This is a genomic window from Runella aurantiaca (genome assembly GCF_003339505.1).
Classification (GTDB): domain Bacteria; phylum Bacteroidota; class Bacteroidia; order Cytophagales; family Spirosomataceae; genus Runella; species Runella aurantiaca.
The window spans coordinates 26912-43014 of the sequence record NZ_QPIW01000033.1; the positions used below are offsets into that span (position 1 = coordinate 26912).

Consider the following 16103-nt stretch of genomic DNA (forward strand, 5'->3'; position numbering starts at 1 on the left):
GCTCAATTCGTTTACTTTAGAAATTAAAATGCGTTCGAAGCGTAAAAACACCGTCTTTTACGTCGCTTTCGTAGCCTTTCACCGCCGTTTTTTCGTTGATGGGATGTTCATACCAAAAAACCACGCGAAGGTATTGATTAACGTAATATACGTAGCCGCTGCCAAAAGTATCGAACCGAACATCCGCACCTGTAAAACCATTTTTGACATCAATCATTTTTCCCTTCACGTCGGTATTGGGATTGTACCAATCGTACTTTAACACCAACTGATGGCTCTGGCTTCCAAGATGTTGAAGAAAATAAAAGTAAGCCCCGTCAAATCGGCGCGTGTAGAGAGGCAATGGCACTCCCGCGCTCGAAACAGGATAACTCCCCGGTGTGGTACTTGAGGTCGCCGTCGCGGTTTGTACACCCCGAATGTATTCCGCCCGAAATTCAGTCTGCCCATTTTTGTTAGGGAAAACCAGTTGAAAATCAGCCCCCAGATAGCGCCTTGGGGCAGTGCGCCCGATATTTGATATGGCCGAATCTTTTTCAATAATCGGCTTGCCATCCACTGTTTTAGCCGCATACATCAAGGCATTTTGACTCGTTAGCCCTCCCAAATAGCTGCTAACACCCCACGAAAGCTTGCCTCCCGACCGACTTATCGTACGCCGCTTGGAGCTAATGCGCGCCACCACATCCTTATGACTATCGTATTCGGCCGTTCCAGTAAGCCCCTGACCGTTATAGATTCCTAGGTCAATGGCTAACCATTTGAAATTAGAATTTTTTCTTCGGGGGTTAAAACTAAACATAAAGCCCAAATCACGCTCGGTTTGTACCAAAGTTTGCGACATTCGCCCGCGCTCGGGCGCCTCTCTAAACGCCGATGACAACAATACTTCATGCCCAAAGGGCCTTGCCATTACGCCCGCCGAGAAGTGAAATAAATCCCATTTATGTTCAAAAACCCGCCCCCAAAAATCACGAATATTGACCCCACGCTCGGTACCGTCAAATTGAAACACAAAATAAGTCGAAGGCCGTCCGTCGTCGGTCAAATGCGAAAAATCGGCCCGAAAACGCCCGCGACGCAGGCGAAAGCGGTTGTTGACGTGCGGTCCGAAATCCCCGCCATTGTAGATATTTCCACCCGCTCCGTTCGACTCAGCCACCTGAAACTGTGGCTGCAGATAGCCGCTGAAGCCTATTTTTCCCAGACGGCTATTGAGCGACAACATACTTTTCCCGATACGGGTGGTCGTATCAATCATATCGGTCAGCAAGCCGCCGTTGTTATTAGTTATCTGTCCAATGGATTGAAAACTGAAACAAGAAATAAAAAAAAAGAATAGCGTTTTTTGAAGAATTCTCACTGGTGTTCGGTTTATCTAAGGCGGCAAAAATTACCTTTTGCCCGCAAAAAAGAACACAAAGTTAAAGATTTGGTAACATTGTTTACCATTAGAAATCATCAAATAACAATTTGGCTAACATTTAGCGTCCCCCTTCAACCAGATTCCCTAACTCATCAATCGGTATTCGCTGGGCTTCATGCCAGTTTGTGATTTAAAAAAACGGGCAAAGTCGCTGATTTCATTTTTACCAATTCTGTAAGCAATTTCTGTAACGTTTAGGTTGGTCTGTTTCAACAGCACTTTGGCTTCGAGCAAAAGCATTTCGTTCAACAAATCGTGGGCTGATTTTCCCAAAGTTTTCTTTACACATTTGTTAAGGTGATTGGGCGAAACGGATAATAATTCGGCGTAGTCGGTGATTTTCTGTTTTTGATAAATGTGCTGAGATAATGCTTTTTTGTACTGTTCCGTAATTGTAGTGGCAGCATTGGAAGAAACCATTGCCGATGACGCAGCAAAAGGTTTTAACTCCGTAAACAAAGTGATCAGATAAGTTCTCAGAATATCGTATCGGCAGCTTGCTCCTGCTTTGTACTCGGTTAAGAGTCTTTCGAGTAAAGGAATGACAAATGCTTTGGCTTCTTCTTTGATGACAATCAAGGGATGGCTGTTAAATTCTAAAAAAGGGAACTCGTTTAATAAGTCTTTGAGCTTATAGTCTGTGGTGAGCAAATCAAGACTGAAGTGACAGTAAAATCCTTCCACATCATTTCTGATAAACTTGTGGGTAGTAATCTGATAAGCAGGCACAAAGAAAAAGGTGTTTTCACCAAAATCGTAGGTATCCAAGCCTTTGCTGCGGCTACTGGTGCCCTTGGTTAAAAAAAAGAAGTTAAAGACGGTGATTCTTCTTGGTTGTAAATCAGATTGAAGCGGGAAGTTGACCATTCGGAAGTAATCTTCTACCCGATTGATATGAAAAACCGCATGGGCATTGGCAGTCAACGATGAAACGGGAATCCCGCCCTGATACAATTCGGATTCTAATTGAGAAGTATCAATAATAGGAATTACGCCGTTCCCAATTGTATTTTTCATATTTTCATAAAATTTGAACGATTCTTTCACACGAACGCACCGCCAAAGCTACACTCGTCAGCGTTGGATTGGAAGCTGTCGGTATAGGGATCACGCCATTACCGCCCACAAACAGATTATCAAAATTCCAAACCTGTGAGTAGGTATCGCACACCGACTCTCCATCATTTTCTGCACCCATTCTGGTGGAGCCTTCATAATGCAGGGATGTGCCGGGAGGCATGAGGGTTTGTCCGCCGTCTTTTATTTCTTTCCCAAATGAATTTACTACCTTTTTTTGATACGCTTTTGCCGCTTCGATTGAGGCTAAATCATTATCCGTATATTGAAACTTAAAATTCATTTTGGGCATACCAAAGTAGTCTTTTTCCGTTTCTGAAAAAACAATTTGGTCGTCAAAATTTGATTCTTTCAAACAGCCCCAACCTAAACCAACAATTGACTTACGATTTACGATTTGCGATTTCGGATTTGAGTCAGACAAAATTCCGTTTTCAGTTTCTTCTATTGTTGTTTTCATCGGAGATAAATCCATGTGCATAATTTGCCCGTGAAATGGATGATTTGGAGCATCGAACGGCACCCAAAATACACCAACGGTTGGGTCATTCGATTTACGATTTTCGATTTCGGATTTCCGATTTTTCGAATGTTTTTTTACCAAATCTTTGTCTAATTCTACGAAAGTAAAAACAAAAGGATGTTCGTTGAGGTAATGCCCCAATGCTTTCGGTCTGATGCCCGAAGCCCAAAGCAACTGTGGTGTACGAAGCGGGTCCGCAGCTACAATAACGATTTTAGCTTCGACGGTTTCCTTTTTCCCTGAATGAATATGTTCAATTTCTGCCCCCGTGATAGAGAATTGGTCATTGGTTATCAGATAATTGTTGTTTGTATTTTCTGTTTTTTTACCAATTTCCAAGTTTACCAGTTTACCAATCACCAATCGCCTACAAATGGTTTCAGAGCGTAATTCAAAGTTTGGATTTTCGAGTGTGTTACCCAAAATCACATCAGAGGCTGTCCAATACCGATTGCCTGCTTCGTCGGTTTTGCAAGCCAAAGGCATGGGTTGAGCTTGGCGATTTTCAGCATGATTTGTACCCAATGTTTGATTGAGAATATTCAATATCGCTTCACTTTCTGGCGAAGAAGGAAAAGCCGATTGCGTTACATTCAAAATTTCTCTGGCTTTGGCAAGTGCTTTACTCATTTCATTTTCAGGAATTATGGTAATCTTCTCATCATTTCCAGGGGTTGGGCAAGCACAAGTCCAATGAATTCCCATGCCACCAATGTTAGTAGACATTGAAATTGAAGGCATTTCATTGTTTTTGATGTCATCTATTTGGTCTAAAACTAAGTGCGTTCCTGCTCTTGCCAAAATATCAGCACTGAGCTCGCCACGTTGAACCGCCATTGCCCTTTCTGCCACTGAAATCATCGGATATGGCGTTTTTTTAGGCCCTTGCGAAAGAATTTGAGCTGTTTCCATTGCTTTTGGGTCAGCAATATTTTTGGTGTGTTGCCCAATTTTATCCGAAACCTTTGGCCCTGCATCTATCATCAAGATTTTTGCATGAGGTTTTTGCTCCGAAAGTATTCTGGCGTAAGTAGCTCCAACTGGGCCAGAACCAATTATTAGAATATCTGTTTTCATTTTTAATGAAAAATTAACTTTTTTTCATCTACTCGAATACTCGGAAATGGCATATATCCAATTCTTAAATTGATTTTAAGACCGATAGTATGCTCACCTTCTGGCAAATCGTCTGGTGTTTCAATAGAAAGTGTGGCTATATCGCCCATTTCCCAGCGGTCATTGGTTTCGTTTTCTCGTTGTTCGAGGTTGTAGGTTTTGTCATTTACGGTGATATTCACAGCATTTTGTGGTAAGGTTTCACCATCCAATGATACCTCAATTTCTTCGACCATAGAAAGAGAAACTCCACGGTAATAAGGCAATCTGACTCCTATTTCAAAGCCTTTTTCGTTTTTTTTAGCCTTTTCAGGCACTATCATATATTTTTCGTACATGTTTTTTAATGTTTAATTGTGAATGTTTAATTGTGAATGTTTAATGATAAATGAAGTATTGAATCCTGTAATTAAAAATTCATCATCAAACATTTATCATTCTTTCCAACATCACTTGATGCCTGCGAACCTGTTCCACACTATCTACCTCGTAAATATCTTGTATGTGGCGATTGCCCTCGTACTCAGTAGCGATATAGCCATTGTAACCATATTTTTTCAAAACATCTATTACCTCCTTATACGGGATACTGTATTCGGTATAGTCTTCCAACATTTCAAGGCATTTGCCGTGAATGTGTACGATTCTATCAATATGTGGCACTAAACTCAGTGGATTTACGTAGGTATTGTGGCGTGAAAGTTCAGCTACGGCCATATCAATGCGGCGGTTGCTCATTCTTGACACCTCAAAAATGGTGTATTCTGCCATTATGCCTTTTTCGTGTTGTTCGCATACAAATTTGGCGATTTCGGGATCGGCACCATTGCGTATCATTCGCTCTATTTGCACTCTGGGCAGTCGTCTGGTAAAACCACCCATATCGGGAATAAATCCAAAATGTTTTGTACCTGTTTTTTCCATTACTTCCCAATGCTTGGCCATCCAAGCACTGTTGATATTCCAAGGAGCGTGTACTTCAATACCTAAGATTATGTCGTGGTCTTCGGCAAATGGCAATACTTTTTCGATGATTTGGGGGGTGGTATTTACAATTACTCGGATGATTTTGAAACCCAGTTTATGGGCAAACCGAATATCTTGCTTGAACGATTCTACGGCTTCATCGTCTGTCCAATAATGACCTTTTTTCTTATTGTAATCTAAAAACATATCGTGAGCCACAGGGGTAACTTTGTATTTGTCCATCCAACCAAACCATTGGTCAACAAAGGCATCGGATGGCAATTTTGGGCAGCCTGGCACACTTTGTTCACCTACTAATTCGATACCTGTCGCACCTGTGGTAGCAGCCGCGGCGATGCAATCTTCCAAACTCATTTTCCTTAGAAAAAACTCTTCCTGATAGCTATATAAACTTACCGCACGTTTTATATTTAATGACATATTATTTAATAGTTAACTTAATGAAAATCTGTGTATTATGGATAATTTCTTACCCGACATGACGCTCAGATTTCTTCGAATTTTTTATTTATATCTAAACACTTTGAATCGCATTACTTTGAACTCCTCTGTATTAGGAAATGCGACAGCCGCAATGCTTGGGTCTTTTTTGAAGCCAAAGCCAGCGTCGCCACCCATACTGGTAAAAGACTCGTCACCATTGAGTCGGCGAGTTGCTTTCCAGACATCATTGTCAAAGTATCCCTCCTCCATCAATTCAATATCTAAAAATGGTAAAGATGGATTGGGTGCTTTTGCTTTGAGTTCAATGTTAAAATGTTTGCCGACAATGATAAATTCATCAGGTCCAATGTTTATCAATATTCCGCCTGCCACTTCAGGTTTTGGGTCTTTTGAAGGAAAACCCGCAAAAACCAAATTAAAATCAATAATTGTTTTGCCAATATTTGCTCTGATGGCATAATCTCCCAAATCAAAACTTTGCGTAGGTTTATTTTTATCTAATAAAATACCTGTCATTTTATCGGTACTTTGGTACTTCAAAATCACGTCTTTTACTCTTGAGAGTGCCTTGTAGGTAGGAGTAAAAGGGTCTTCTTCTGGCGACATATCATCAATGCCAAAAGGTGAAAAACCTATAATTTCTTGACTTCCGAAGGCATACATACCCTCAAATGTAGCAGTATTGTGATGCCCAATTTCAGGTACAAAAACGGCGTTTCCATCTCTCCGATAGGTTTCAATTACCTCATTGGCACCAGAAATATAAATATCGGGTACAATCATATCAACGGCAGGGGCAGCCAATCGCCAAAAATCTAAGGTGTGTGGTATAGGCCCACCTGTTGGATATTTACCTGGAAAAGCCAATTTGGGTTGTTTTATCCAAGCATTGACGAACATCGGAATTGGGTATTCTGATTTGCCTGCCTCGGCTACGGCACCCATATATCGGGCGTAATGGTAAACCGTAAACAATTCATCGGTTAAATAACTCAGATTTTTCCAGTTGGCCGTAGTGGTATCGTTTTTGCCAAAAACTGCTTCCCAATTGCCTTTGGTTTTACTTCCGTTGGCTTTCCACACCTTTTCTAATTCAGGCTGTAGCTTATTGTTTTTCAGATAAGTGATTACATCTGCTGGTACTTGAGATTGGTATAGTTTATCGCCAATATAGTCACGTGATGAATAAAAGATACCTACTTCGTTTTCAATTTGAGCCATGATGACGGTCTGCTCTTTTTGGTCAAATTCTTTGATGTGTTTCATCAAGGCTTTGAACGCTCTAGCGTCTGCTTTCATGGTTTCTTCGCCAAATGCAGAAAGAGTTTGTAGGGTTTTACCATTTTTATCTTTGGCATAAGGATATTTGTCGGGGTTGCGTTTTACCCAAGATGGCACGTAAGTAGAATAACCGTTTTTCCAAGTGGCAAACCACAGAATTACAAGTTTTAGGTTTTGTTTTCGTAGGCCAACAATCATGCTATCAACCAATGCAAAATCAAAATTCCCTTCGGTTGGTTCTATCATTTCCCAATAAACAGGTGCTACTACTGTATTGAGGTTTTTCTTTTTCAATTGCTCCCAAATCGGACGCATATAGTCTGCATTTGAAGAAGAAGAATTGTGCAACTCGCCACCCAAAATCAAAAAAGGCTTATTGTTCACCATTAATTGTGCTGTATTCCCTTTTTTCTGTAAATGAGGAATTTTACCATTCGTTTGAGCCATTAAACCGCTGTAGCTTAGGCAAAAACTTAAAATTGTTATAATTAATCTATAATTCATTTCTAAAATTTTATTGAAAAAATATACTTATTGCTATTGAAATTTAACCCGAAAAATCAGGCTATTTCTTACAAAACTCTTTTATACTTACACCTCCAAAAAGAGTTATTCTTTATCAAAGATGAAGTTTACCACCACCATTACGAGGCAGATTACACCAAAAACAAGGAAGGCTTTTAGAATATCACCCGTTAAATTTCTGACAAAACCTACCACAAAAGGTGATACCGAAAGACCAAGGAAAAATCCGCTGCTCCAAATACCCATGCCACGTCCTCTGTATTCGGTAGGAACAGACCTAAGCCCGAAAGCTATCAATACTGGAATTGCCATACCACAGCCCACTTGTTGAATAACGGCACTGGCCATTACCGAGGTAAGGTCTGTGGCAAGGCCTACGCCTATAAGCCCGATCCCGATAAGCGTAAACATTAATCCAAACTGAATTCGATTGCTTTTTGTACCCAATAACTTGAATAAGACAGCCCCCAAAGGAAGCATTAGGCTGGCTACTGCCGTAATCTTTCCGACTTCTTTTGGGTCAGAAATTCCGATTTTGTCTAAAGCAAGCGAAAAATGTAGGGTGTAAACATAATATAGAACAGAAGCAAAAAAGGTAGTTAAGAATACCTTTATTAAGGCTTTTTTAGAAAATTGAAAAAAAATATCCTTGTTATTGGCAATAGAAGGGGCTTTTTCGGTAGGTTCAAAAATAAAGAAATACGCCCCAATTGGGATAATAAGCGTAATCGCATAGAGTAAAAATGGATATTGCCAACCTAATGACGCCAACTGGCCGCTTCCTGTAATGACAAAGAACCCAACCAATGGGCCAACGATATTTTGAATCATCAACCAAGTATTGCGTTTGCTTTGCTCGAAATAATCGCCCAGAAGTATATTTGAAATGGTAAGTATGAAGGCTTCGCCAATACCTAATATAAGACGACCAGCGATTAATGCACTGAAACTTTCAATAAAAAAGGGCAATACCCCACCAATAGCGTAAAGTATCGAGAAAATAATCAGTAGTTTTCGACGGCCAATTTTATCAGCTAAAAACCCTGCATAAGGCCCAAATAAAGCCACACACAAACCTGGGGCTGAAATAACAAATGGTGCTAAAGTTTCAATATAAGGCACGTCTTTGAAGTGATTTCTCAAGGTAGGCACTACAGGCATGAGCGTAATCACGGCCATTACGGGCAAAATACTAACCAAAACTGTAATTATTCCCTGAGGTATTCCAGCTTTTCTTGTCTGCGTGTTTGTCATACTGTATCTATCGTTTATTTGTTGAAATCAATGTTAAAATGTCACGATTACCTTCTGTAAAATTTATTTAAAAAATGTAATCGTGACATTTCTAATTCCTGCTACCATTTAGAATTTATATCTTAAAGTCAAGAAATAGGCTCTTGGCTGAACAGGCAAAATCTGAAAAATTGAATTAGGAGCTGTTTGTCTTCTTTCTGGAGTAAAAGAATTGTGATTAAAACTATCCACTAATGCAAACTGCGATGTAGCCATCCAGTTCATTACACCTGTACTATTCGCCAAATTATTGATATTGGCCGTCAGAGATAATTTTTTAGTTAAATCATAACCTGCACTTAGGTTTAGCTGACCAAAGCCTGGGAGGTCAAAAACATTGGCTATGTTGGCTGGTCTTGCTCCCATATATTTGTAATTGAGCATCACGAAACCTTTCGAGAAGGTAAACATTGGCGTGATATTGGCCATCAATTTTGGAATATTTACAGCACGATTTCCGTTAAAATTAGCAATTTTATCGTCTGTTTTACCGTTTGCACCCACGAGCCAGTTTTGCCATACCGTAGCCACGCCATCTTGGTAAGTTGCATTGGCATTTAGACTAAAATTTTTGGTAAAGTTGATGTTTATTTCAGTTTCAAGCCCTAAAGTGCGGATTGAATTGTACACCACTGGGGTATAGTAGCCCGAACCGTCTGTATCTTGGGCAAAAGTGGTAACAGGTATATCGCTAAGATTGCTGTAAAAAGGTATAACAGACCCTGAAGCTTTTTTTCCTTTAAATTTATATCCTAATTCAAACTGAGTGATTGTTTGAGCTTTTACTTCTGGACTGGCGGTAGGGTTTGTAAAGCTATCGTTATAAAATCCATAGTCAGGGGCTTTTTGGCTGTTTGAAAAACGTGCATAAATTGAGTTTCCTCTATTCAAAAGGTAATTTATACCACCCGAATAGGAGAATAAGTTGAGTTTTGAATTGTAATTAACGGTTGTCCCTTTTACAAAATAACTATTGTCGTATAAAGTCTTGAGGTCTCCGTCCAATCCACCCGTAGCACCTGTTGGCGTTGGCACACCTATTTGATTGCCTCCCTTTACGCTGATATTTTCTATTCTAAGTCCTAAATCAATATTCAGTTTTTCTGTAGGCTGATAGCCATCATTGAAGAAAAACGCCACTTGATTTTGCTTTACATCTGCCGACCTAAATGCCAGACCACCACCCGAAAGGCGAGCATAGCCTTGAGCATTTGTAACTTTTTGAACTACACCAGCGGGGCTTGTCCAAGTAATATCAAGTGGAGCGGCAAGGTTTTGAATTGGGCGAAGGGTAGAATTTGCCGTGCCTGCCACATCGGTAATAAAGTTGGTGAATGCCAAATAACTACCTGCTGTAAGCGAGTGTTTACCCACTTTTTTGTTTACCGTTATTTGGTCAATTACCTCACTCAAATGAGCCTTTGCATAATTTGTAAAATTATAAAGTAAGCCATTTGGCACAATATCTTGCCCTGGAAGGTTGTTTTTGGTAACCGTAAAACTTGGTCCTCTCGAAAAATCGGCAGAAACTGCTGCCAATTCTTGCCCAGTAGCTCTGTCTTTGAACGAAAACGTACCAGGACCAACCATTCCCATCAAAGCATAGGTCAATACACTTGTTAATGGCGTAGGAGTGGCCATAATCGTCAGGTCTTGTTCAATGCCTTTCAAAGACCCTCTTATATTATTCGAAATTGTCCAGCCGTTTTTCAGATTTAGGTTTAGTTCTGTACCTAAAACTTTATCTTGGCTATGAATGAGTTTTGAAGGGTCGAAAGTATAAGAATCGGCCGTATTCCAAAGTGGTTGTACAGACCCGCCCGCAGGCAACATATAGCTGAAAGTATTTGAAAAACCGTTTACAATCGTTGGATTATCGTAGTTTTGGGCAGGAAGGTTTTGTGGAATACCGTTTCTATCATCCAAGATTTTTGCATAAATCTTCCACATACCACCGTTGGCCAGTTTTTTTACCAAATTGGCTTTTATCTGCCCCCCTTTGTTTTGAGCATACCCTGGGCTTCTCTGTCCTTCTGCATGGCGATAAAAACCACCAACATTATAGTACCAGCCATTTTTACCTAATTTCCCACCGAAATTAGCATCTAAGCGATTGAATAAGTTGATTCCATCACCCTCTAAACCTACTTTGTAGGCAATTTCATTAACTGGCCTAAAACCTGTGTTTGAGATATAATTAAATATTCCACCGGGAGCGTTGTTTGATGCGATGGCAGCCGAACCACCTCTAACTACCTCCAAATTTGCCAAAGTGGCGTCGGCCCGATAAAATCTGTCGGCCACCACAGTGCCTGAGGTAAGGTTTGTTACTGGCAAACCATCTTCCATCAGCGATACATAATAATAACCATTTACGCCCGATGGCCCAAATTGATTGGCGTTTACACCTCTAGAATAAACGGTATTGTTTATTTCTCCCAAAGCCGAATTTACAAATACACCTGGTGTAAAACTCAACAAATCGGCGGCACTATTGGGAGCTAATTTGGCGATTGTTTTACTATCAAGTTTACTAATCGCAATTGAAGATTCTAAGGCTGTACGCTTGTCAAATACACCCGTCACTACTACTTCTTCAAGGTTTGCTGTTGCTGATTTGAGGGTAACATCAATGGATTTCTGGTCGCTGATTGTAATTTCTTGTAATTCATAACCTACAAAGGAGAAAATAAGCGTTTGCGCTTTTCTGGCCTCGATAGAGTAATTTCCATCTTTGTCGGTGGTTGTGCCTTTGGTTGTTCCTTTTATTACAATGCTTACGCCAGGTAGTGACTCGCCTTGGCCAGTAGTCACTTTCCCAGAAATGGTTTGCCCAATAGCAAAGCTACCCGACAGCATAAACAGAATCCCCCAAAACAGCGTATTTTGCCATCCGGATTGGTTGAAAGTAGTTTTTTTCATACTTTTGAACGGTTTGATTTTTTTGAAAAAAAGATTGTCGTCTTTAATAAGTCGGAAAGCGAACCAAGCCGTTTCTATTCGCAGTAGGAACGGCTTTTTGCTGATAGTCTATTGACTTTTCCAATGAATTTCTTGGACAAAAGTAGTTGTTGGGATAGTACAATTCATTACCAATATTCTGCTATTGACTGGCAAAATCAATCCATAAGGCATAAAAAAACGCTGCCAGCGTATTTCTTACTGGCAACGTTGGTTATTTAGGATTGAATAATAAAAAGCAGAAGGTCATTTAAGTTTCAACAGCTCCAACCCCAATATTCCTGATTCTTTAGGCTTGGGTTCACCACCAAAACGTATCCCTTTGCTGGATATTTGTAGAATTTTTTGTTCTTTGGGTAGTTTGCTATCTCCTGCTATTCGATTATCCCCTTGGTTTGTGACCTTGATTTCAAGTTTATTTTTTCCTGTTTTTACCGCTTTGGCAATATCTGCTTTCCAGAGCGTTTTGAGCTCTAAACCGTTGACCGAAACAACCGCAATATCTCTCACCGTTCCTAAATCAAGCAAAAGGACCGAATTGGGTTTTAACTCCTCTTTTTGATTTTAAACTCTTTGGAATACACCGCCGTACCACTGAAATATTTCACGCCTTCGTCGGGGTGATTGTGCCAAGAAGTCAATTCATTTAAAGTAACCTGTTTGGGTGCCCCCCAATTTTCGGGAAAATGCACCGCCCAACTACCCCGAATTGCCCCTAAATCAATGGTTTTACTTTCCTCGACACTGTATTCTTTCTGCGAAGTTGTTTTTTGAACAACAACAAAAACCGACTCCTGTGGCTCCAAATGAAGTTTTACGTTCGTCATCCCCTTTTCAATTTTGTACGAAAGAGCTTCAGTCGTGCCTTAGTCAGCTCGCCACAGTTCGGGCATTTTGCCCTCCATTCTGAAAGCTACCTCCAAATCTTCCACCTGATTACGCATGTTTAATCGGTTTTACGGTGCATCCACGACAAACGGGTATTGGTATGTGGCAGGGTGTAGTCAACGTCTTTTTTCAGGCTTATTTGACCAAAAATACCCGACAGCGGAGCATTCCAGAAAACCCTGCCTTTTCTGTACGTATTTTGGTAAGTAAACCTGCCATCCGCTACGCTCCAAACTTCGTTGGCTTTGGTCGCGATTTCAATATCAACCTCAGGATAGCCAATCAAGCTTGGCGATTTTTCGGGTTTAGGCCCCACCTATCGGCTTCGGCGGCGGTATGTTTGATGAGTTCAAACCACTCAGGGGTCATGTACTTGATTTTTTTTCGACGGTTTGGCCACCGCCAATGACTACATCAAAGGCTTGAAAACCGCCATACCCGTTCGATGCATCCATTCGAGGTCTTTGGTAATTCCTTCTTTGGTGATATTACTGCCCACTCAATGCCACCACACCACTAACTTAGCAGCATGAGGCGGGTTCTGAAAACTGGTTTTAAGCTGGTTGGTTTCTTGGGCAACTCCTTTTAAAAACAAGAGTGATAAGAGGACCACCATGTTCATCTTTATGATGTAAAAAATGCTTTTCATTATTTAATTTTTCTAATTATTTTTTGCACAAAAATACGCTTATAAAGATAAGCTATCATATCAGAATCATGCCACAACATGTCAAAATCAATCCATAAAGTGTTAATAAAAGCTACCAATAAGTAGTAGTGATTTGCCTGCTTTTCTGATTTGGGTAAAAACAAACGGGGAGATGGCGCAACGACCATCTCCCCATTCAGAAGCGTATAATCGGATTAAATTACTGCATTTGCATTCCTTCCATCGAAGAGGGGTTATTGTTTTTCTTAAACAAATTCATGTCCATTTTTCCAAAACGAATCGAGAGATTCAACTTGATAATTTGAGGATTGGTGAGGCGATAATACGTTTGTGAAAAGCCCTCTCCAGAAGACACTTGTCTATTTCCTCTCGTTCTCAAAATATCATTGACCGAAAGCGTCAGCGATGCCAAATCCTGCTTCAAGAAGGTTTTCTTAATGGCCAAATCTACTCCGTAGAATGGCTCAATGTAGCCTTGCGATGAACTTTGGGCCTGCATCATAGGGCCCCCACCAAAACCCTGATTCTGAGTCACGGGCAAATTGGTTTTGCCTTGATAATCGCCCGACAACTGAATCACCCATTTCTTCGGAAGATTAAAGTTGTTGTTCAATTTTCCAAATACCGTCCAAAGCGCATCCGTTGCTACGCTTTTGTCCACATTATCGGTGTTAATTTTTGAGTTGTAAAAGTTGACGTTGGCCGTAAAATCCCACCACTTTTTCAACTTATTGGTGTAAGTAAACTCTGTTCCGTAATTGATACTCGAATTGGCATTAATATAGGTATTGATGAGGTCGAGTTTGCCACTAATAGGGTTTATTTCCTGATTCAAATACCTCGTAATCAGATTGTTGGTGTGCTTGTAGTAAGCCGATGCCAAAAAAGTAGCCGAGCCTTTTGATTTGCTGTACGAAACCTCACCAGAAGTGGTAAACTCAGGCACCAAGTTGGCATTGCCGCGCGTGATATTGAGGCTATCGCTGTAATCAAGAAACGGAATCAACTGAAAGAAATTCGGGCGATTGACTCTTCTGGTGATGCTGAATTGAATTTGGTCGGTCTTTGACAAATTTTTGCTGATAAACACTGAAGGAAATAAACTCACGGGAAAGCTATTGCTGAATTTTTCTCCAGTATTCAGGAGTTTGCCGTCGTAGGCCGAACTTTCCGCCCGCAAGCCTACTTTGTAGGAAAACAACTTTTTGGCTTTGCCCGATACCGATACGTAAGCCGCATACACATTGTTTTTACTTTCGAAATTGACCGAGGCCGACGAAATGTTTTTATATACCTCTGAACCAATGGCTTTGAGCGAGTTGTTGTTGATATTTTGGAGGTTGTTGATTTGTGCTCTCACGCCCGTTTCAAGTGTCATCTCATTTTTGAACGGCTTCACATAATCAGTTTGGAAAGTCATAAACTGGTTGCTGCCCGAACCCACATTTTTCTGAATTTGCGTCCCCGTAATCTGATTCGATTGGTTGTAATAATGGGTCGTATAGATACCATTGCCCGCGTTTTCTCCGCCGAAATAGTTAAAATCTGCCGTCAATTCTTCGCCCGCGGTTGGAAAATTGTGTTTAAAACCTAACTGCATACCTACTGGCTTAAAGCTACGTTCCGACTGTGAGATTCGGTTGCTTACGGTGCTGTTCCCGCCCGACGTATTGGTAATCCAAATATCTTCTGAGGGGCGAAATTTACCCCCGGCCAATATGCCCGCCGCCGAGAGCGTTGTTCTATTGGAGACATTATAATCTACCCCCAAACGTCCAAAAGTCATCATCCCTTTCGTTTTGCTGTGAATATCCTGCTCCACCGAGCCGCTTGCACCTCCTAAATTACTGGTACGCTCACTATTGCCTTCGGTGTTGTTTCTCATTCGCATATTCATCCCCATCAACGTAACGCTCAATTTCTTCTGACGAACACTGATACTTCCCAGCACATTTGAGCCCCCAAAACGGTCTGCACCTACGTTGACCATACCATTGTACCCACTTTTTTTGTTTTTCTTCAAAATGATATTCAAGATACCCGCCATACTTCCCGAAGCGTCGTATTTGGCCGAAGGATTGGTAATTACTTCTACTTTTTCGATGGCATCGGCAGGGATTTGGTCAAGTGAAAGCGTCGTTGGACGACCGTCAATGAAGATAGTAGGGGCAGCATTACGCATTTTTACATTGCCGTCTATGTCAACTTGAATAGCTGGGATATTTCGCATAATGTCCACCGCAGTCCCCCCTGCCGTAACGATGTTTTTTTCTACATTAAACGTCTTCTTGTCAATGTCCATTTCGAGCAACGATTTCGTAGCGGTTACTGTCACTACATCCAATGTTTTGGTATCGCTTTCCAATTTCAGGTTACCCAAATCTTTCTCGAAACCCGCCATTATTTTTGCCAACATGACGGGGTCAGGCTGTTGCCCTGCTTTGGGGGGTGTCATTTCGTCCATCTTGGGCATAGCAAACGCCACAGTCATCTCAAAATTTTTGTACCCTACCGAACTGATTTTCAATTTTAACTTGCCCATAATCGGTACTTCAGGAAAGTTAAAATCTCCGTTTAGTTCCGAATTTTGCGCCTTGACCAACACATCTTTGTTTTGTTGGGTGGTGTTGTCAAAGACCGTTTTCAACAAAACGACCGAGGCAAACTCGACGGGCTTACCTTGCTCGTCAACAACCTTCCCGAATACCCGTCCTTCGGGTATTTTTGTGCCATTGGGTGCGCCACCTGCTGGCATCTGAGCTACACTTTTTACCGTAAAAATGGCTGCTAAAAAAATGACTATTAACCTTTTCATCGTTTTCAGAATTTAATTTTTTCCAGAACTCGATGTAAAGGTGAAGAAGAAAATAAGCGGGCGCAATTATGTGTATATCAACGCATAGGAAGTGTAT

Annotated in this window: 10 protein-coding genes and 2 pseudogenes; all 12 read right to left on the minus strand. The window is 40.9% G+C overall.

Translation table 11 applies throughout. The features are described from left to right. Window positions 1-16 precede the first annotated feature (16 nt). The 12 genes and pseudogenes from DVG78_RS26060 to DVG78_RS26125 all read right to left on the minus strand — a co-directional run bounded on the left by DVG78_RS26060 (window position 17) and on the right by DVG78_RS26125 (window position 16006). Window positions 17-1363, minus strand: a complete 1347-nt coding sequence (locus tag DVG78_RS26060; protein ID WP_199563298.1) for a putative porin — start codon at window positions 1361-1363, stop codon at window positions 17-19. Window positions 1364-1510: 147 nt separating this feature from the next. Continuing rightward, window positions 1511-2443 carry a helix-turn-helix domain-containing protein gene (locus DVG78_RS26065; protein ID WP_147277175.1) on the minus strand — a complete coding sequence of 311 codons (933 nt, stop codon included), beginning with the start codon at window positions 2441-2443 and terminating at the stop codon, window positions 1511-1513. A 4-nt stretch (window positions 2444-2447) separates the two neighbouring features. Next, window positions 2448-4103 (minus strand): GMC oxidoreductase, encoded by a 1656-nt coding sequence (locus DVG78_RS26070; protein ID WP_114463936.1) that lies wholly within the window; start codon window positions 4101-4103, stop codon window positions 2448-2450. A 2-nt stretch (window positions 4104-4105) separates the two neighbouring features. Next, window positions 4106-4480 (minus strand): C-glycoside deglycosidase beta subunit domain-containing protein, encoded by a 375-nt coding sequence (locus tag DVG78_RS26075; protein WP_114463937.1) that lies wholly within the window; start codon window positions 4478-4480, stop codon window positions 4106-4108. 85 nt (window positions 4481-4565) lie between these two features. After that, on the minus strand, window positions 4566-5549 hold the full coding sequence (locus tag DVG78_RS26080; RefSeq protein WP_114463938.1) for a sugar phosphate isomerase/epimerase family protein: 984 nt from the start codon (window positions 5547-5549) through the stop codon (window positions 4566-4568). Between the two features lie 84 nt (window positions 5550-5633). Next, entirely contained in the window at window positions 5634-7301 is a 1668-nt protein-coding gene (locus DVG78_RS26085; protein WP_158550098.1) for a GH35 family beta-galactosidase, read from the minus strand. Window positions 7302-7463: 162 nt separating this feature from the next. Next, window positions 7464-8633: an MFS transporter gene (locus DVG78_RS26090; RefSeq protein WP_114463940.1), complete on the minus strand. Its 1170-nt coding sequence runs from the start codon at window positions 8631-8633 to the stop codon at window positions 7464-7466. A 108-nt stretch (window positions 8634-8741) separates the two neighbouring features. Continuing rightward, complete coding sequence (locus DVG78_RS26095) at window positions 8742-11594, minus strand: TonB-dependent receptor (protein WP_114463941.1); 2853 nt, start codon at window positions 11592-11594, stop codon at window positions 8742-8744. Between the two features lie 285 nt (window positions 11595-11879). Continuing rightward, window positions 11880-12460, minus strand: a pseudogene (locus DVG78_RS30680) (glycosylhydrolase-like jelly roll fold domain-containing protein). Window positions 12461-12579: 119 nt separating this feature from the next. Beyond that, window positions 12580-12837 (minus strand): glycosyl hydrolase, encoded by a 258-nt coding sequence (locus DVG78_RS29945; RefSeq protein WP_147277177.1) that lies wholly within the window; start codon window positions 12835-12837, stop codon window positions 12580-12582. A gap of 138 nt (window positions 12838-12975) precedes the next feature. Then, a pseudogene (locus tag DVG78_RS30685) lies at window positions 12976-13020 on the minus strand (hypothetical protein); the annotation flags it as partial. A 370-nt stretch (window positions 13021-13390) separates the two neighbouring features. Then, window positions 13391-16006, minus strand: coding sequence for a TonB dependent receptor (locus DVG78_RS26125; protein ID WP_114463947.1), 2616 nt, complete (start codon window positions 16004-16006; stop codon window positions 13391-13393). Window positions 16007-16103 lie beyond the last annotated feature (97 nt).

Coding starts and splice junctions, on each gene's coding strand:
- DVG78_RS26125 (WP_114463947.1), bottom strand. CDS start 16,006: ATGAAAAGGTTAATAGTCATTTTTTTAGCAGCCATTTTTACGGTAAAA.
- DVG78_RS26075 (WP_114463937.1), bottom strand. CDS start 4,480: ATGTACGAAAAATATATGATAGTGCCTGAAAAGGCTAAAAAAAACGAA.
- DVG78_RS26070 (WP_114463936.1), bottom strand. CDS start 4,103: ATGAAAACAGATATTCTAATAATTGGTTCTGGCCCAGTTGGAGCTACT.
- DVG78_RS26085 (WP_158550098.1), bottom strand. CDS start 7,301: ATGGCTCAAACGAATGGTAAAATTCCTCATTTACAGAAAAAAGGGAAT.
- DVG78_RS26095 (WP_114463941.1), bottom strand. CDS start 11,594: ATGAAAAAAACTACTTTCAACCAATCCGGATGGCAAAATACGCTGTTT.
- DVG78_RS26065 (WP_147277175.1), bottom strand. CDS start 2,443: ATGAAAAATACAATTGGGAACGGCGTAATTCCTATTATTGATACTTCT.
- DVG78_RS26090 (WP_114463940.1), bottom strand. CDS start 8,633: ATGACAAACACGCAGACAAGAAAAGCTGGAATACCTCAGGGAATAATT.
- DVG78_RS26080 (WP_114463938.1), bottom strand. CDS start 5,549: ATGTCATTAAATATAAAACGTGCGGTAAGTTTATATAGCTATCAGGAA.